Source organism: Fictibacillus sp. KU28468, from assembly GCF_026153615.1.
Classification (GTDB): Bacteria; Bacillota; Bacilli; order Bacillales; family Fictibacillaceae; genus Fictibacillus_C; species Fictibacillus_C marinisediminis.
Map to the genome: position 1 here is coordinate 1,398,721 of NZ_CP110666.1, position 18,547 is coordinate 1,417,267.

Annotated in this window: 18 protein-coding genes; 15 read left to right on the forward strand and 3 right to left on the reverse strand. The window is 42.8% G+C overall.

Annotation, left to right across the window (positions count from 1 at the left end; all coding sequences use genetic code 11):
- Positions 1–173: 173 nt before the first annotated feature.
- Together pulA and OKX00_RS07235 are read left to right on the forward strand one after the other, a co-directional pair.
- Entirely contained in the window at positions 174–2,345 is a 2,172-nt protein-coding gene (gene pulA / locus OKX00_RS07230; protein ID WP_265409952.1) for a type I pullulanase, read from the forward strand.
- 142 nt (positions 2,346–2,487) lie between these two features.
- Complete coding sequence (locus tag OKX00_RS07235; protein WP_265409953.1) at positions 2,488–3,282, forward strand: phosphotransferase family protein; 795 nt, start codon at positions 2,488–2,490, stop codon at positions 3,280–3,282.
- A gap of 48 nt (positions 3,283–3,330) precedes the next feature.
- Here OKX00_RS07235 and OKX00_RS23315 read toward each other — a convergent pair whose 3' ends face one another.
- Positions 3,331–3,615, reverse strand: a complete 285-nt coding sequence (locus OKX00_RS23315) for a YtzH-like family protein (RefSeq protein WP_416054308.1) — start codon at positions 3,613–3,615, stop codon at positions 3,331–3,333.
- A gap of 201 nt (positions 3,616–3,816) precedes the next feature.
- Between OKX00_RS23315 and trmB the strand changes: the two genes are divergently transcribed.
- The 3 genes from trmB (at position 3,817) to OKX00_RS07250 (ending at position 6,078) form a co-directional block, all read left to right on the forward strand.
- Positions 3,817–4,464 carry a tRNA (guanosine(46)-N7)-methyltransferase TrmB gene (gene trmB / locus OKX00_RS07240; protein ID WP_265409954.1) on the forward strand — a complete coding sequence of 216 codons (648 nt, stop codon included), beginning with the start codon at positions 3,817–3,819 and terminating at the stop codon, positions 4,462–4,464.
- Between the two features lie 116 nt (positions 4,465–4,580).
- Positions 4,581–5,414: a YtnP family quorum-quenching lactonase gene (locus OKX00_RS07245; RefSeq protein WP_265409955.1), complete on the forward strand. Its 834-nt coding sequence runs from the start codon at positions 4,581–4,583 to the stop codon at positions 5,412–5,414.
- Between the two features lie 121 nt (positions 5,415–5,535).
- Positions 5,536–6,078: a hypothetical protein gene (locus OKX00_RS07250; protein WP_265409956.1), complete on the forward strand. Its 543-nt coding sequence runs from the start codon at positions 5,536–5,538 to the stop codon at positions 6,076–6,078.
- 36 nt (positions 6,079–6,114) lie between these two features.
- Here OKX00_RS07250 and OKX00_RS07255 read toward each other — a convergent pair whose 3' ends face one another.
- A complete protein-coding gene (locus OKX00_RS07255) occupies positions 6,115–6,444 on the reverse strand; it encodes a PepSY domain-containing protein (protein WP_053357520.1) in 330 nt (109 codons plus the stop codon).
- 243 nt (positions 6,445–6,687) lie between these two features.
- Between OKX00_RS07255 and queD the strand changes: the two genes are divergently transcribed.
- The 5 genes from queD to OKX00_RS07280 all read left to right on the forward strand — a co-directional run bounded on the left by queD (position 6,688) and on the right by OKX00_RS07280 (position 10,241).
- Positions 6,688–7,170 carry a 6-carboxytetrahydropterin synthase QueD gene (gene queD / locus OKX00_RS07260; protein WP_062233725.1) on the forward strand — a complete coding sequence of 161 codons (483 nt, stop codon included), beginning with the start codon at positions 6,688–6,690 and terminating at the stop codon, positions 7,168–7,170.
- The gene (locus tag OKX00_RS07265) at positions 7,154–7,885 is read left to right on the forward strand and encodes a 7-carboxy-7-deazaguanine synthase QueE (RefSeq protein ID WP_265409957.1); all 732 of its coding nucleotides are present in this window, start codon (positions 7,154–7,156) and stop codon (positions 7,883–7,885) included. Before queD ends, OKX00_RS07265 begins: the two co-directional genes overlap by 17 nt.
- Before the next feature lies 1 nt (position 7,886).
- Entirely contained in the window at positions 7,887–8,558 is a 672-nt protein-coding gene (gene queC, locus OKX00_RS07270; protein WP_265409958.1) for a 7-cyano-7-deazaguanine synthase QueC, read from the forward strand.
- A gap of 97 nt (positions 8,559–8,655) precedes the next feature.
- Entirely contained in the window at positions 8,656–9,720 is a 1,065-nt protein-coding gene (locus OKX00_RS07275; protein ID WP_265409959.1) for a M42 family metallopeptidase, read from the forward strand.
- A 20-nt stretch (positions 9,721–9,740) separates the two neighbouring features.
- A complete protein-coding gene (locus OKX00_RS07280; protein ID WP_053357525.1) occupies positions 9,741–10,241 on the forward strand; it encodes a DUF84 family protein in 501 nt (166 codons plus the stop codon).
- Positions 10,242–10,280: 39 nt separating this feature from the next.
- On the opposite strand, the gene OKX00_RS07285 is transcribed toward OKX00_RS07280, so the two are convergent.
- On the reverse strand, positions 10,281–12,428 hold the full coding sequence (locus tag OKX00_RS07285; RefSeq protein ID WP_265409960.1) for a methyl-accepting chemotaxis protein: 2,148 nt from the start codon (positions 12,426–12,428) through the stop codon (positions 10,281–10,283).
- A 197-nt stretch (positions 12,429–12,625) separates the two neighbouring features.
- Between OKX00_RS07285 and OKX00_RS07290 the strand changes: the two genes are divergently transcribed.
- From OKX00_RS07290 to OKX00_RS07310, 5 genes are all read left to right on the forward strand, one after another.
- On the forward strand, positions 12,626–13,621 hold the full coding sequence (locus OKX00_RS07290; protein ID WP_416054309.1) for a PTS sugar transporter subunit IIC: 996 nt from the start codon (positions 12,626–12,628) through the stop codon (positions 13,619–13,621).
- 15 nt (positions 13,622–13,636) lie between these two features.
- Positions 13,637–13,966 carry a thioredoxin family protein gene (locus OKX00_RS07295; protein WP_265409962.1) on the forward strand — a complete coding sequence of 110 codons (330 nt, stop codon included), beginning with the start codon at positions 13,637–13,639 and terminating at the stop codon, positions 13,964–13,966.
- Between the two features lie 69 nt (positions 13,967–14,035).
- The gene (gene queF, locus OKX00_RS07300; protein WP_053357528.1) at positions 14,036–14,452 is read left to right on the forward strand and encodes a preQ(1) synthase; all 417 of its coding nucleotides are present in this window, start codon (positions 14,036–14,038) and stop codon (positions 14,450–14,452) included.
- Positions 14,453–14,567: 115 nt separating this feature from the next.
- Positions 14,568–15,380 (forward strand): DUF1444 domain-containing protein, encoded by an 813-nt coding sequence (locus tag OKX00_RS07305; RefSeq protein WP_053357529.1) that lies wholly within the window; start codon positions 14,568–14,570, stop codon positions 15,378–15,380.
- Between the two features lie 316 nt (positions 15,381–15,696).
- Positions 15,697–18,489, forward strand: coding sequence for a DNA translocase FtsK (locus OKX00_RS07310; RefSeq protein WP_265409963.1), 2,793 nt, complete (start codon positions 15,697–15,699; stop codon positions 18,487–18,489).
- Positions 18,490–18,547 lie beyond the last annotated feature (58 nt).

An 18,547-nucleotide genomic window follows, 5' to 3' on the forward strand; every position in this document is an offset into this window, starting at 1 on the left:
AATTCTGTTTTTCTATCATTTGGATAAAATAAGAAGAGTGTATCGCCTGATAGGCTCGTCGGATTTTTTTGGACAAAAAAACCCGACGAGCCTGTTATACATAGACTGTATTGAACGGTGAATACTGCATGATTCTCGGAAAGCATTTGTTATTTAGGGGGTGGATCGGCATTTTGAACAATCATAAACGTGTTGCGGAAGCAGAACAGATCGAAGCCTATCTTGATACATTTACAATGGTCACACTCGTCATTTTTACCGAAGTGCCGAGGGAGGCCTATTTTTACGTAACAGACCTTGAAAGGGTTTACCCATTAAAAAAGATTTCTGAACAGCGGTTGGAGGACCGGTTGCTTTTTCATATGGTGCTTGATCAGAAAATTCCTATCCAACGGGATTATTGGGTTGTGTGCCCTAACGGAGGAAGAATCCCGTTAAAGACGGGGGCGGTTGTAAGAACTAAAGAGTTTGATGAAGTCTACGCGTATGAAAAAAGTGATCTTGGCACTTCGTATACCTCTGAAAAAACCAGTTTTAAAGTCTGGGCGCCGACCGCTTCTTCTGTACGGCTGAAGCTGTTTACGAGTGTGAGTACAGCCTTTGAACACCCGATGAGATTGGGAGATAGAGGGGTATGGGAAACGGAGATAGCAGGTGATCACCATTTAAATGAATATTGTTACCTTGTCAGAGTAAATCATGCGGTCAATGAAGCTGTGGATCCCTATGCGAAAGCCGTAACGATCAATGGAAAAAGGGGAGTTGTGATCGACTTAAGCAAGACCGATCCTGTGGGCTGGGATACTGCTCTTTCCCCTCCTCCCATTAAAAAGACAGACAGTATCATATATGAAGTCCATGTCAGGGATTTTTCTATTCATCCGTTAAGCGGCATGCAGCATAAAGGTAAATTCCTTGCGTTTACAGAAACAGGCACTGCAGGTCCGGGCCATTCTGTTACAGGAATCGATCACTTGAAAAATCTGGGTGTTACGCATGTCCAGCTTTTGCCCGTCAATGATTACGGAAGTATTGATGAAACAAAGGCAGATACGGAGTACAACTGGGGTTATGATCCGCTGCATTTCAATGTGCCTGAAGGCTCTTATGCGACCGATCCCGCAGATCCGATTTCAAGAATCAAGGAATTTAAAGCACTGATTTCATCTATGCACGTAAATGGTCTTCGTGTCATTATGGATGTTGTTTATAACCATGTTTTTATCAGGGAGACATCTGATTTTGAAAAGATTGTGCCTGGCTATTACTTTAGGTTTGATTATGGAGGGAACCCAGTCAATGGAACAGGCGTAGGAAATGATACAGCATCAGAACGATATATGATGAGGAAATTCATGATGGATTCAGTGATGTTTTGGACGAAAGAATATAAAGTAGATGGTTTCCGGTTTGATTTAATGGGTATTCATGATATCAAAACGATGAACGAAATTTACAGGGAACTTGCGGAAGTAAATCCTGCTGTTTTTATTTTAGGAGAAGGCTGGAAGATGAATACGTGGCTGGATGAAGACCAAAAGGCATGTATTGATTCTGCCGTTAAGATGCCGGGAATCTCATTCTTTAATGATCGTTTCCGTGACCATGTTAAAGGGAATATCTTTCATGACGCACATGAAGGATTCATTAATGGGGACGCCTCCCAAATTGCAGGGATGTATGAAAATGCATCCGGAAATTCGGGAGAGCATGGGTTGTTCATAACACCAGGCCAAAGCATTAATTATATTGAATGCCATGATAACCACACGTTATGGGACCGGCTTCGTGCGCTGCATCCCTATGAAGAAGAGACAGTCCTGCGAAAACGGCATTTGCTCGGTACCGCACTTGCTATCTTTTCCCAGGGAGTTCCATTCATTCATGCAGGCCAAGAGTTTTTCAGAACAAAGCAAGGAGACGGCAACAGCTATAAATCGGGTGATATTATCAACAGGCTTGATTGGGAACGGAAAGCAAAATATGAAGCAGACGTACAATATGTGGCTGAACTCATTCAAATTAGAAAGAAGCATCCCGCCTTTCGAATCGATCAACCTGAGGTAATTGCCGACTGCTTATCTCTTCTTCAATACCTGCCTGATGGATTGTTCGGATACATGATCAAAAACATAGGCGAGCTGGATTCATGGAAACATATTATCCTTTTATACAACGGCCATCAGAGCGAGAAGGTTTACCAGCTGCCGTTTCCAGGCCAATGGACAGTTACGGCAGAGGCAATGGAAGTGAAAGAGGATGGGCTGTATAAAACAGATGCCGAGTCGCTCATCATTCCGCCCCTTGGATTTACAATGGCCGTGCAGTATAGCGAAAAATTTTAACGAAACATAAATATGTACGATTTTTCTTCAGGCTGTGTTAAAATAATGTATTCGTAGAGGTTTTAATTTTAAAACAAAGTGTATGTTAACCGATATAAAAGAGGACCTAATAATTTTCCGCATGAGATTGAAGGTGAACGTTTTGGAACACATACTAGGCAAAGGCTGGCAGATTATGCCGGCTGGTGGGGCAACAGGAGAAGCATATCAAGCTAAATATGAAGATCAGACTCTTTTTCTAAAGCGCAATTCGTCACCTTTTCTCGCGGTACTTTCTGCGGAAGGAATTGTTCCGAAATTATTATGGACAAAAAGATTGGGCAACGGAGATGTAATTACGGCACAAAAGTGGCTGAACGGAAGGGAATTAAAAGCATCTGAAATGCTGAATGATGGCGTAGGGAGACTTTTAGGCAGAATACATAAGTCTTCTGAACTCCTTGATATGTTAAAACGCTTGGGTAAACAGCCGCTCACTCCTGATCTGATTATTGATGATATTGAAACAAACATCCAGGCTGAACAGGTATGTCCTCCAAAAATAAAGGAGGCTGTCCGTTATTTAAAATTGCAAAAAAACGTCATCCAGCATGACGATAAAGTCGTCTGCCATTGTGACGTTAATCATAATAACTGGCTGTTGAGTGAAACCAACGAGTTATATCTTATAGACTGGGACGGTGCGATGATTGCTGATCCCGCTCTTGATCTTGGTATGCTTCTATACTGGTATATTCCTCGTGAAAATTGGTCTAAATGGCTGTCCACCTATGGAGTCGAACTAACCGTGGACCTTCAGCGGAGAATGCATTGGTATATTATCGCACAAACCATTTTATCGGTATTTTGGCACAGTGAGAGAAAACAGGAAGCTGAAAAAGAATACTGGTACAATTTTTTAAAGCAAGTTTTGCAGGAAAGCTATTATATAAATTAAAAAGTTCGACAATTTCCATTTATTGCCCGGGTAATCCCTGTTAATTTGCTATGAAGTTTGAAATGGTTGAATAGTATTCAGCCAATTTTCGATATGGGGCTTATGATTTGTTATATGTTCTTCAAGGTTCTCATGAGTTGAACCCTCGTGACTGTACGTGTTAATGAGACCCAAGACATCCTTGATTTCATTATTTACACTCCCATCCTGCATCAGCCGGGTAGCCAGGCGCTCCAGTTGGGCGCATTCCTGAGGCGTGCCCTTGCAATCGGTGTGATGATCTTGAAGAATATCTCTTAACAGTGTCAGTTGATGGGTATAATCAAGCGGCATATATCTTCACGTCCTTCTTTTAAACTGTTGATGAAATTCAGTAATCATAGGGTATGGAATACGGAAGAATTTATCCGCGACGTAAGCTGCGGGTTCTTTTTTTTTGAACGTAGATTTTATTGAAGCCTTTTTCTGAACAGCGTTTCATGTTAAAATGTCGAAGGTGTTAAATGGTATTTGATGTTAGAAAGGGAGATCAGTATGCGTCAGCGTTTTAAACCATGGGCAAAAGAAAAGCTAAATGAGTATCCAGAGGTTGTTGCCCCGAATCCTGCTGATTTAAAAGGCAAATGGCACGAATATTTTGGGAACGATCATCCGATTCATATTGAAGTAGGAACGGGTAAAGGAAGTTTTGTTACAGGAATGGGAAAGGCTCATCCGGATATCAACTATATCGGCATGGAAATTTACGATAGCATCATTGTCTCTGGATTAGAAAAAATTGTTACGGAAGAGATCGACAACGTTAAACTGATCAGAGAAAATGCCCAAAAGCTGACTGATTTTTTTGAGCAGGGTGAAGTGGACAGAGTATATCTTAACTTTTCAGATCCCTGGCCGAAAAACAAGCATGAAAAGCGCCGTCTAACGTACGAATCGTTCCTTTTCATTTTCGAAACCATCCTTAAAGACGAGGGAGAAATTCATTTTAAAACCGATAACCAGGGATTATTTGAGTATTCTCTCCATAGTTTCTCAAAATATGGCATGATTCTAAAACAAGTCTGGCTTGATTTGCATAAAAGTGATTATGAAGGCAATATCATGACGGAATACGAAGAGAAATTTTCTTCCAAAGGCCACAGGATCTATCGGACTGAAGCACAATTTCGTTCAAAAAAGTAACCCGGGATAACTCCCGGTTTTTTTATGTTCCAGACATTCAGCAGGTAGCTTGCATTAAAAAAAGTATGGTACACTGAATTCAGATTATTTTTAATATTGCAAAGGAGAGTCTCACAATGGATCATTGGAAGGTAGGCAAGTTAACGTTAACTTGGCTGGATGGCGGAGTAACCCATATGGATGGGGGAGCCATGTTTGGAGTGGTTCCAAAACCGCTATGGAGTAAAAAGTATGCTGTGAATGAGCTGAATCAGATTGAATTACGAACAGAACCGATTTTGCTGCAGGGATTCGGAAAGAATATTCTCATTGAATCAGGAATAGGCAGCGGGAAGTTAAGTGACAAACAAAAACGGAACTATGGCGTTCATGAAGAATCTGTGATTGAAGAAAGTCTTGAATCCTTGGGCATGTCAGCGGGGGATATTGATATTGTTTTGATGACACACATGCACTTTGATCATGCCTCCGGATTAACGAAAATGGCAGACGGCGAACTAAAGCCTGTTTTTGAAAACGCTGTTATCTATACCTCTGAAACCGAATGGAAGGAACTGAAGGATCCGAATATCCGTTCAAGAAATACATATTGGGAAGAAAATTGGAGGCCTATCGAGCATCAGGTGACAACGTTTAATGAATCATTTGAGCTTCTGCCTGGAATCAGGATGATTCATACCGGAGGCCATAGTAACGGCCACAGCATTATTGAAATACAGACAGAAGGAACCGTGCTCTATCATCTGGGTGATATCATGCCGACCCATGCGCATAAAAATCCGCTTTGGGTGCTTGCTTATGATGATTATCCGATGACTTCGATTTATGAAAAACAAAAATGGATCAAGTCAGATACGTGGTACTTTTTTTACCATGATGCGATATACAGAGCAGTCAAATGGGATGACCAAGGAAAACTGATCGAGGGCATTGCTCGCCCAAAGGATTAAGTTGTCAAAAATCCGTCACATTATTTCCAAATTCAAGTGGACAAATAAAAAGGAAAAATATGATATGATGGAAGAGATTAGAACTGGAATTGGAATTGTACTGAAAGCAAGGAGGATTATAATGAAAAGGAAGATTATTGCACTATTATCCGTTTTTACTCTTGTTTTTTCCTTTGCCTCTATCGCTTCTGCAGCTGGAGCGACAGCAGACAATGAAATGAAAGCAGCCATTGAAAAAGGCCTGAAAGAAAAGCACTATGATTACAAGAAAGGCAGTATTGAGATTACAGATCTTAAGACTGTTCCGAACAATGATCCAAAGCTTGATACTTCTGAGATCGTCGTAGGCATGGGTTCCTACAAAACACTTAGAGATAACATTTTTTATTTCAAGCACAAAGATATTGTCTTTTACAATGCGAAAGACAATAAGATGCTGACAGAGCAGGAAGTGGCAAAAGCCGGTCCAGAACTGCAGCAGTACAAAAAAACACATGAGGATCAAGTAGGCACGAAGATGGATTTTGTTGTGATCATACTGCTTCTCTCCCTTATCTTGCTTGTACCGCTATACCTCCTTACCATATGGGAGAAAGGCCAGTACCTAACAACTAAATTTAAAATTAAAAACAACTTGTACAATCATATGAAAAACTTTAACTAAAAAAGGCGCCGCGGTGTTTGCGGCGCTTTTTTGTGTCTATACCATTACTTTAGCTTTTTCACCGTGTTTAGAGATATCAAGGAGCGTTCCGGTTTTGGCATCAATCATGAAATCAAATTGAGTGAGGGTGGAGTTGAGTGTGCTGGAAAGGCCTCCTTTGTATACTGTAAACGGCAGCCCGAAGCGCTTTACTTCTTCAGGATGTACGCTGATCCATGAGCCGGTAACCATAAATTCGTCCTTGGTCTGGCTCTTTACCAGTTTTAATGCTTTTTCAGGAGTCAGGTTCTGAGGTGCTCGCTTTGCTGCTACATATCCTGCCGCGAAGCCTGCGACTCCGGCAAGAATCCATTTGCTTGCTTTCATTTTCAGCATCTCCCTTTCTTATGTAAGCTTTTCCCCATCCAGTATAACAGAAAGCTTTAGTTTTTCTGACTTTTTTGCTATTCTTAAAGGGCAGTCAATGAATGAGGGTTCGAAATTCCCACCCCTCGCTAAAAAAAACTAGGGAGCGTGGAAACTTATAAAATCTTTCACTCTCTCCCGATACGTCTGTTTGTATGGGGATTTTTTTATTGGTTATCCATGTTCTTGGAAGGATGAAAATATATGGAGTTTGAAATTCCAAAAAAGGTTCAAAAAATAGATGAGGATATTGAGCGAAGCAAGCTGAAGTATCATCATAAACGGGTAGCTGTAACGAAAGAATTCACATTTGACGCCGCCCACCACCTTCACTGTTATGAAGGGAAATGCAAGAATCTGCATGGGCATACGTATAAGCTGGTGCTAACGATTAGCGGATTCGTAGACCCTGTAGGAATCTCAATGGATTTTGGGGACATTAAGAAAATTTATAAAGAGGCGATCGAGAGCAGGCTTGATCATCGTTATTTAAATGAAGTGCTGCCGCCGATGAACACAACGGCTGAAAATATGATCGTTTGGATCTGGGAAGAGTTTGATAAAAAATTAACGGAATATCGTTGGAAAGATAAAGGATTCCGATTGGAAGAGATCGTTTTATATGAAACACCCACGAGCTATGCGACCTTAAAAAGGGAGTGGATGGAACATGACGAATCACTTTAACTTACCATCCTCAGATGTCTACTCCCAGTGGAAAGTCCCGATGGTAGAGATCTTCGAGACTATTGAAGGCGAAGGAATGGCCGCAGGCTTTCCAACCATTTTTGTACGTGTATTTCATTGTAACTTACGCTGCACATGGTGTGATACTCCTTATAGCTATGCGCCAGCCAAGCCGGAATTTGAGGCAACGATTGAAGAAATCATTCAGAGAATCAATTCTTTTGCATCAAAACGGATCTGCTTTACGGGCGGGGAGCCGCTGATCCACAGAGAAAAATCGGCTGCGCTCTTAAAAGCGATGGCGGAAATTGAAAGAATTGAAGATATTCATATAGAGACCAATGGTGCTATTGCTCTTGAAGCGTTTCAGTTATTAAGGGAGAGCGACCAATTAATTAAAAACAAAGCAAGGTTTGTAATGGATTATAAACTGCCGGCTTCTGGAGAGATGGATCGCATGGTTCATGAGAATTTCGATCATTTGGAACCGCAGGACGAAATTAAATTTGTAATCGGCAGTGATGAAGATTTTGAACTTGCTGCATCTGTAGTCAATCAGCATCACAAACAAGGACAGGTATTGTTCAGTCCGGTCTGGGAAACAATGCCGCCTGAAAAGCTTGTAAACAAAGTCCTTGAAGAGCGCATGTCAGATATCAAAGTCAGTATGCAGCTCCATAAAATCATTTGGCATCCAGATAAGAGAGGGGTATAAGATGAAAAAAGCGGTTATTGTTTTAAGCGGTGGATTGGACAGTACAACTTGTATGGGGATTGCGGCAAATGAAGGGTATGAGCTGTATCCGCTAACCTTCCATTATGGTCAGAGGCATAGCCGTGAGGTGCTTCAGGCAAAAAAGGTAGCCCAACATTATAACGTGAATGAACACCGTATTGTGGACATTGCGTTTCTGAATCAGATCGGCGGCAGTGCATTGACAGATTCCTCGATTGATGTGCCGACTGAAAAGGATGACAAGGAAGAAATTCCATCAACGTATGTACCGGCCCGAAATATGATTTTTCTTTCACTGGCGAGTGCTTATGCGGAAGTGATTGGTGCTGAAGCTGTTTATATCGGTGTGTCAGCAGTTGATTACAGCGGATATCCAGATTGCCGTCCTGAATTCATTAAAAGCATGAATGAAACCATCAACCTGGCAACAAAAGCAGGAACAACTGGTAAAAAGATTTCAATCTGTGCACCTCTTATGCATTTAACGAAAAAAGAGACTATCGAAAAGGGTCTTGAACTGGAAGTCCCGTACCGTCTGACGACCTCTTGTTATAACGGAGAAGAAGAAGCGTGCGGAGAATGTGACAGCTGCCAGCTGCGTTTAAAAGGATTTGAAGAAGCAGGCGCCGCTGATCCGATTCCTTATAAATAATTATTTGAACAACCACCCCTATTGCTGCATTGGAAAATTATTGTTTCCAGCGTTACAATAGGGATATACATATACTAGCTTTCCGAAAGGAGAAACAATGAATACTGAAACGCTGGAGTTGTTTAGAACATTAACAGAGCTTCCTGGCGCTCCGGGATTTGAGCATGAAGTCCGGAAGTATGTCAGAAGAGAAATTGAACCGCTGTCCGATGAGATTATTCAAGACGGACTTGGCAGCATTTTTGGTGTGAAGCATGGCGAAGGGCCAAGAGTAATGGTCGCCGGCCATATGGATGAAGTCGGCTTTATGGTAACAAGAATTACGAAAACTGGTATGATCCATTTTGAAACGCTTGGCGGCTGGTGGAGCCAGGTCCTGCTCGCACAAAGAGTTCAGATCATCACGGAACAGGGTCCTGTCGTTGGTGTGATTGGTTCGGTACCGCCTCATCTACTTCTTGAGGAGCAGCGGAAGAAGCCAATGGATATCAAGCACATGTATATTGATATCGGTGCAGACAACAAGCAAGATGCTGAGAAAATCGGCATCCGTCCAGGACAGCAGATTGTGCCGATCTGTCCTTTCACACCGATGGCCAATCCCAAAAAGATTCTTGCTAAAGCGTGGGATAACCGTTATGGCGTAGGCCTGGCGATCGAACTTCTAAAAGAAGTAAAGGATACGAAACTGCCGAATCAGCTCTATTCAGGAGCTACAGTCCAGGAAGAAGCTGGTCTCAGGGGCTCGAAAACAGCCGCCAACCTGATTGAGCCTGATATTTTCTATGCACTGGATGCAAGTCCGGCCAACGACATGACAGGCAATGAAAACGAGTTTGGTCATTTGGGAAAAGGGACTTTGCTTCGTATCCTAGATCGTACGATGATCACGCATAAAGGGCTTCGAGACTTTATTTTAGATACGGCTGAGACCAACAAAATTCCTTATCAATACTTTGTTTCGCCAGGTGGAACGGACGCAGGAAGTGTCCACCTTTCAGGAAAAGGAGTTCCTTCAGCGGTAGTAGGTATTTGTTCCCGTTATATTCATACGCACGGATCCATCGTCCATATTGATGATTATGCGGCAGCAAAAGAACTGCTGATCAAGCTCGTAAAGAGCACAGATCAAACAACATTGAACAGTATATTGAACGATTAACAGCAAACAAGGGTGATGTTATGAAGTTTGCAGTAGGTTCAGCAAATCCCGCAAAAATAAAAGCGGTTGAACATGTAGTGAACGAGCCTGTTCAATCGATGGATGTACCTTCTGGCGTTTCTCCCCAGCCTTTCTCCGACGAGGAGACTAGGCTGGGAGCCGTTAACCGGGCAAAGGCTTGTGTTAAAAACGGTGCAGAGCTGGGATTCGGCTTAGAAGGCGGTGTTTCAGAGACTGAAGGAACACTGTATTTATGCAACTGGGGGGCTTTGTCTGACAGGGAAGGGAACGTTCTCGTGGCAAGCGGTGCAAAGATTCCGCTGCCGGAGGAAATCGCTGAACCAATCAGAAAAGGCCATGAACTAGGCGATGTGATGGCCAGCTTCACATCAGATAAAGACATTCGAAAAAAAGCGGGTGCCATCGGAATTTTTACGAATGGCCGGCTTTCGAGAGACGAGATGTTTGAACATATTGTCAAGATGCTCTACGGGCAATACGAGTATTATCAAAAAAGATAGCAGAAAAAAGCTCCCTGTTTCGGGAGCTTTTTTTTTTTTTTATTTTACTTCTTCATCGTCCTCAGTGTTAAGGGGAGGATGAAGAGATATCTCATCACCGTGATTCAACTCTTCTTCACTCTCATCATAGGAAACTTCCTCCTCATGCTGAGCAGGAGCCGCTTCAAGGAACGCTTCTTCTACAGCTTCATGGACCGTTTGCTCTTCGATATCATGATTAACTAATTCTCCAAGATGGAACTGCTGAACTTCATTCTGCAAATTAAGCGCAATTTCCTGTAGTTTGTTTGCGGCATAGTTCACTTCATTGATCGCCTGTTTCTGGTGGATACTTGATTCACTGACTTGTTCACTTGTAGCCACTGATTCTTGTGAGATGGCACTGACTTCATGAAGTTTTTCAGAAAGGCCGATATTCGCTTCACCAACATGCCGGATCGACGTCTGGATCTGGCTGATCTTTCCGTGAATTGCAGCAACATTGGTTACGATGGACTCAAAGGCCTGCTTGGTCATGGAAACAGACTGAAGCTGCTCATTACGGTAGTCCTCAAATCTAGCCGTTTCCTGAGTAAGATTATCCATCTGGCTTCCCATCAGTTTAACAAGCTGCTGAATCTGCTGTGCTTCATTTTTGGAGCGTTCAGCCAGCTTTCGGACTTCAGCCGCTACAACGGAAAAGCCTCTGCCAGCCTCGCCGGCTCTCGCGGATTCGATGGCAGCATTTAAAGCAAGCAGATCAGTGCTTCTCGCTATTTCTTGTATGGTATGTACGATAGAATGGATCTGTTTGGATTGTGCATTGGCATCTTGTATTTCAGAAATAAGATCATTCGCGAGCGAAATGAATTTTTCAGAATGTGTATTGAGCTGCTGAACAGTCTCCATTCCAGACTTACCGTCTTCTTCCGCCTGAAGGGTATCTATTGCAATCTGTTCACTGATGAAAGCCGTTTCTTGGATGGCATCTGTAACTTCCGTCAATAGCAGAGTGCTTTCATGCAAATGATCCGCCTGGCTTTGTGCACCAATGGATACTTGCTGTACTGCGTCTGAAACTTCCTCTGTCTGTGCGGTCGTTTCTTCAGATATCGCGGCAAGGTGCTGGGAGGATGCAGCCAGCTGTTCAGAAGCACGCTGCACTTCACTCATGGACCGCTGCATTTTTTCTGCCATGGCGTTAAAGGTCTCAGCAAGCTCACCCATCTCATCATTGGAGGCCGTTTGTACCCGGTAATCTAGATTTCCGTTGCCGATGACTGTGGCTCCTTCTTTTAATAATGAAATGGAGCGGGCGATAGAACGGGTTAGCCAGATTCCAGCTACAGTCATGCCGGTAATAACGATTGCAGAGATACCGATCAAGAGCCAGGTGAGCAATGATTTTAATCCGGATTGTTTGTCTGTCAGCTCTGCTCGTTTCTGATCATTGGATTTCTCGATTTTCATGATGGAAGTCTCAACATTGGCTGCAATCGATTCAAATTCACTTGTCATTTCTTTGATCTGCTTAGATGTCGTTTGGATATTACCAGCCGAGGATGTGTATTTTAACAGTTTTGTTTTGAAATCGGATAATTCATCTTCCGGAAGAGAGGATTTATCAAGCTGTTTTTCAAACTTGCCGGCAGATTCCTGGAATTTTGCTACATTCTCTTCGTTTAAGGACAAATAAAATTCTTTTTCGTATTTGTTCATGATGAGAAACTCATTATATAGTTTAAGGTCCTTCATACCGGAAACTTTCTTCTCAAAGGTTGAAGACGTTTCTGCCATCAAATCTTTCAGCCCGCTGATCTGAACAGCCATGGAAGAAGTAGAGTCAAAGGATGTACCATATTGTTCAATTTTTTTTGCTATGTTTTTATATTCTTTCTTTATGGAAGCATTATTTGCTTTCTTTGAATAATTTTCTACTTTCTTTTGCAATGTAAGAACAGAAGAGTTGATTTCGTTTGCTTTTTCTGTGGAAGGAAGCCGTAAATAATCCTGTTCTTTTTTGCGGATGGTTGTTAGATCACTGTATATTTCTTTGCTATGATTGCTGTTTTGCTGCAATTGTTCCTTTTCATGATCCATTTTCCCGCTTAACCAGACATAACATGCCGTAAATCCGATCATAATCAGCAATCCGATCAAGCTCATAAATAGCATGGTTCTTACCCTGTTGCGTATAGACATGTTCATTGTGTTCCCCCTTTATATCCTTACTATCGGAATCTTTTTAATTTTGTTTATTAAGGTATTGGTCTGTAATGTGAATTTTTTGACAAAATCCCATCTGTCTTTACAGATGTTATTACTCTTGTATAATAAATGAGTTGTGTTTGAACTTATTCATCAACCATTTAAGAAAAAAGAGGAGAATAAATGTGGGTCATTTCATGAAAAGAAAAGGAGTTTCCCTTTCACCAAAAGTTTACTTTATAACCGGCTTCAGTTACTTTGCCCTTGGTTTGATGTCGTCACTGGTGATCGGTTTGATCTTAAAAACAATCGGAGAGCAGGCACACTTGCCTTTCTTTATAAAAATGGGCAGTCTTGCCATGACGTTGCTTGGTCCGGCAATTGGCGCAGCTGTCGCATATGGGCTTGAAGCTCCGCCCCTCGTCCTGTTTGCTTCAGTCGTGGCAGGTTCTGCAGGAGCCGAGCTTGGAAGTGTAGCCGGCTGTTTTGCTGCAACATTAGTCGCGGTTGAAGCCGGGAAACTGGTGTCCAAGGAAACAAAAGTGGATATCCTTATTACTCCGGCAGTGACCATTCTGGCCGGTTATTCAGTGGCCTATTTTGCAGGGCCAGGCATCGAACATTTCATGAAAGCGTTCGGACACCTTGTCATGTGGGCCACCGAACAGCGGCCGCTGATCATGAGTATCCTTGTGGCGGTACTGCTCGGTTTAGCTCTTACTGGCCCGGTCTCGAGTGCGGCAATTGCTATCATGCTTGGATTAGAAGGCGTGGCTGCGGGAGCGGCTACCATCGGATGTGCGGCACAGATGATCGGGTTCGCCACCATCAGTTACAGAGACAATGGGTTTGGAGGATGGATCACTCAAGGAATTGGAACTTCGAAGCTGCAGTTTCCGAATGTAGTCCGCAATCCGAAAATATTAATTCCCCCAACCCTGGCAGGAATCATACTGGCCCCAATCGGTACGCTGGTTTTTCATATGGTCAATATTCCAGCAGGAGCGGGGATGGGGACCAGCGGGCTCGTTGGACAGATCATGACGCTTCGGACCATGGGATTCAGCTGGCATGTGATCCTATATATTTTTCTGTTGCATTTTGCTGGACCAATACTGATTAGTCTGGTAATTTCAGAATGGATGAGGAAAAAAGGATACATTAAGCCAGGAGATATGAAAATAAACCAGTAAGAGGAGAGATTTTTCATGAGAACGCTTGAATCAATCGGAGAATTTAAAGAATTGACGATGCAGGGAACCGTTATTGCTGTTTTCTCGGCAGGCTGGTGCCCGGATTGCGTGTTTATTAAACCGTTTCTTCCTGAACTCGAACAGGAATTCAGCCAATATACATTTATCTTTGTTGACCGTGATCAGCATAGCGAGCTTTGCCAGGAACTTGATATTTTCGGTATCCCAAGCTTTGTCGCTTTCCATGAAGGAAAAGAAATCGGCAGGTATGTAGACAAGGAGCGCAAAACAAAAGAGCAAATCACCGCATTTATAAATAATTTGCCTGTAAACGCCAACGAATAAGAGAAATATGTTAAAATCGTAACAGTACGTTTATACGTCGGGAATTACATTTAGAGAGGGCGTTTAATAATGGCAAAGGTAGAAGTAAATCATAAGAAATACGAAGGCATTCGTTTTGATATAGAAGATGAAAGCGTCATTTTGGTCGATATTTTAGAAACCATTCCTTACGAGTATGCTGGCAAGGATACACTGGTTACCATTCCAACAACAGAGTTTACCTCTGTTTGTCCGTGGTCTGGCCTTCCTGACTTTGCGGACATCATCATCAGCTATATCCCGAACGAAGATTTAGTAGAGATGAAATCATTAAAATACTATCTGACTTCTTACAGAAACGTAGGGATCTATCAGGAGCATGCAACAAACAAAATGAAGGAAGACCTTGTTGACCTTCTTAAACCAAAGTACCTTAAAATTGTCGCGACTTGGAATGCACGCGGAGGATTAGGCACTGAAGTTGTTGTAGAATATAAACAAGACTAGTGAGAAAAGCGCATTTTCCTGATTAAGAACTTGCGCGGGACATCACATCAACGAATTTACTTCAAAAAACCTCCGTTCAGGAGGTTTTTTATGCTTTCATAACTGGAGGGATAACATGAGTACAAGCCTTAAACTGAAAAAGGTGCTTGAAGAAAGGCTGAACCGGCCTGAATGGCAATTGTCGTATGACCGTGAAAACGAACAGCTTAGAATAGAACATAAAGAGCATCAGAAAGGAATTACCCTTTCTCTTCCTGGGCTGACTGTGGAATGGCAAAAGAAAAAGGACGCCTTTTTGGATGAGCTTGTTTACCATGTGGAAGAAGCTCTCAATGCCATCGAGGCATCTCCTGAAACCAAAAAGGAAAAGAATATCTTTCCTGTCATCCGGTCAACTTCTTTTCCGACAGAATCGCCAGAAGGAGACGCTTTAATCCATGAGGAGCATACAGCTGAAACATCCGTCTTTTATGCTCTGGATCTTGGGAACACATACCGGCTTATTAGTGAAAAAATGCTTCAGGATTTAAACATCAGCAGAGAACAGTTAATGGAGATCGCCCGTTTTAATGTTCGTTCCCTGGATACAGAGATGAAGAGAGATGAGGTTGCGGGCAACACCTTCTACTTTATCAACCATAATGATGGATATGATGCGAGCAGAATTCTCAACTCGGCTTTGCTTGACCGAATGGAAAAGGAAGTGTCTGGTACTCTTGCTGCTGCCGTTCCGCATCAGGACGTTCTCATCTTGGCAGATATTCGGAATAACCAGGGGTATGATATCTTGGCTCAGATGGCGATGCAGTTCTTTATGAACGGCCGTGTGCCAGTAACCGCCCTGCCTTTCCTTTATGAGAACGGTGAACTTGAACCTGTTTTCATCTTGGCAAAAAACAAGCCCGTCGATGAAACAGAAGGAGAGTAGGGTACCAAAGAAATTCTTGGTAAAAATGGCTGTAAAAAAGTCATAAAAGCTTGTCTTAGACCGAAATTTATTATAAGGTATGTTGAAGAAAAGCAGAATCACCCGAATCTTGCTGAATGACAGGAAGTTTTAGGCGGCTTTTTTCCTCCAGTTTAGGTGGCTGTTCAATGGCCGGTAAGCTCGCCTTTATCCATAACCGCTAGAGAAATCTAGTGGTTTTTATATTTTTTGAATTTGTTGGCAATTTTTTCTTAAAGAATGTGACAAATTCCGCTACAATAAAAAGATAGACCTAGAAAAAAAGAAGGTGATGGCAATGTCGTGGTTTAAAAAGATGATGAATTTTATGTTTGATGATGAACCTTCTGAAACAGAAGAATCAATAAATCAAGAAATACATAAGCAAGAGAAAACAGAATCTGGAAATCAACGCACGGTTGGACGTTTTCAGAACGGCCAAAACAATTCTGCACCTCGGATGGTGAGCCGCTATCCATCAGAAGGGAAATTTCGTTTTCCGCTCGTATCAGATGAAGAAGAACTAGGTACATACAGGTCAGCCAGAGCGAATAAACCCAGCTATTCAAAGGCACCAGCTTATAAGAATGTGAAAGAGACCTATCAACCTGCGTTAGAACAAAAAAAAGAAATCCCTATAAAGGAAAAACAGTCATCAGCATCCAAAGAAGAAAAGGCAAGAGTATTCAAGCCTTCTGAGATCCCTTCGCCCATCTACGGATTTGGGAGCAGGGAAGGGCGAATTGGAAAGGAAAACTCGAATACGGCTGATAATCGATACAGCAATCCTTCTTCAAAAAGCCAGTTTAGGCCGACCGAGATTCCTTCACCCATTTATGGGTTTGGCAGCAGGGATAAGGGCAGCAAGGACAATAAGGAAGAAAGCATTCCCACTGCATATGAGAAACGGCCAAAAAGCAATTTTAAGCCGTCACAGGTACCATCTCCAATATATGGTTATGGTGAAAGAAGACCTGACACAATTTTAAATCCGGGGCTATGGAAGCTATCAGAAATTCAAAAGAAAAAAATTCCGGATAATGAATTGATGGAAGAGCTGTTAAAAGAACCGATTACCATTAAAGAACCTGTCGTACTTCAGAGAGATGAGGAAGTTGAGCCGCCTGTATTGCATGAAGAGAAGGAGGAACAACCGCTTGGACTCGTCCGTTCCAAAGATGAACCGATTCTCCTGCTTGATGAATTTAAAAAAGATACGATCGAGCTGACTGGACCATCTGAACCAGTAATTCAGCTGGAGAGCTCCCCGGAACTTAAGACAGAACGAAAAGCAGTTGAACAGAGAATGGAAGAAAGCCTTCCAGCACTAGAAACGGAAACGGTTTATGAATCTTTGAATTCAGAACCTATAGTAATGGAATCTGCATCTGCAGAACCAGAATCAGAAACAGAGCTAGAATCAGAACCAATGGAAGAGTATCATGAACAGCCAGAAGAAATACTATCACCCGCTGTTGAAGAGAGACAACGGGAAGTTGCTGAGCACCAAAAAGAGCCGGTGAAAAAGCCTGGGGGCTCCTATGTTCCCTTTAATGTTCTGATGTTGAAAAAAGACCGCAAACCGGCAGATCGGCAGCCAGAGGTGAAAAATTCGCTTGTGAAGAAAGAACAAGCTGTAAGACATTCGCCGGAACCTGTTTCTGCTTCTTCATTTCCTCAGCTGGACCTGCTGCATCATCCGCCCGTACAGGAAGAGGATGACAGCCTTTGGATGGAAGAACAGAGAGACCTCCTTCAGCTGACGCTTGATAACTTTAATGTGAACGCCAGAGTAGTAAATATAACCAAGGGCCCTTCCGTTACAAGACTGGAAGTTCAGCCCGCACCCGGCGTAAAGGTTAACAAAATTACAAATCTTAGCGATGACATTAAATTAAGCTTATCCGCTAAGGATATCCGGATTGAAGCGCCGATTCCCGGAAAAAACACGATAGGAATTGAAGTTCCAAACCGTCACAGCCAGGCCGTGTATTTGCGTGAAATTCTGCAGAGTGAGGAATTCAGGGAAAGCTCTTCTCCACTTACCGTGGCACTGGGGCTGGATCTCTCAGGTTCACCTATCGTGACCGATCTTCAGAAGATGCCCCATGGACTTATAGCAGGAGCAACCGGATCGGGTAAAAGTGTATGCATCAACTCCATTTTGGTTTCTTTAATGTATAAGGCATCACCAGAGGATGTTCGCCTTCTTCTGGTTGATCCTAAAATGGTGGAGCTGGCTCCTTATAATGCTATACCGCACCTCGTAACTCCTGTTATTACAGATCCAAAGGAAGCGACAACGGCCCTGAAATGGACAGTAGAGGAGATGGAGCGCCGATATGAAGCCTTTGCCAGAAATGGCGTTCGCGATATTAAACGATATAATGACAAAATGAAGAGTGAACAGCTCTATGCCAACAAGATGCCTTACATTGTGGTGGTGATAGACGAACTGGCAGATCTTATGATGGTCTCACCGCAGGACGTAGAAGAAGCGATCTGCAGGATTGCCCAAAAAGCCAGAGCCTGCGGCATTCATCTCCTGCTGGCAACCCAGAGGCCTTCAGTTGACGTCATTACTGGCTTGATTAAAGCGAATATCCCGACTCGCGCAGCATTCGCTGTGTCTTCAGCGATTGATTCCAGAACTATCATTGATATCAGCGGGGCAGAACGTCTGCTCGGCCGCGGAGATATGCTGTTCATGGAAAATGGTTCGAGCAAAGCGGTCCGCATTCAAGGAAACTTTGTTTCTGATGAAGAGATCGAACGAGTTACGGCTTTCGTCAAAGAACAGTATCCGACGCATTATTTGTTCAGCAGAGAAGAATTGATCCAGTCCAATCAGACGGTTGAACAGGAAGACGATCTTTTTGAAGAAGCATGTTATTATGTACTGGATGTTGGCGCAGCCTCGTCATCAAGCATCCAGAGGAGGTTCAGGGTGGGCTATAACCGTGCCGCCCGCCTCGTAGAAATGATGGAAGCGTTCGGTCTTGTATCGGAAGCGATGGGAAGCAAGCCGAGAAACGTCCTCATGTCACAAGAAGAATTCCAAAGCAAAATGTTCAGTGAAGCAGAAGTTTAATTGTGATTGTTAAAAAAGGTGTCCTGGGACAGCCAAGCGGCTTTCCAAAGGACGCCTC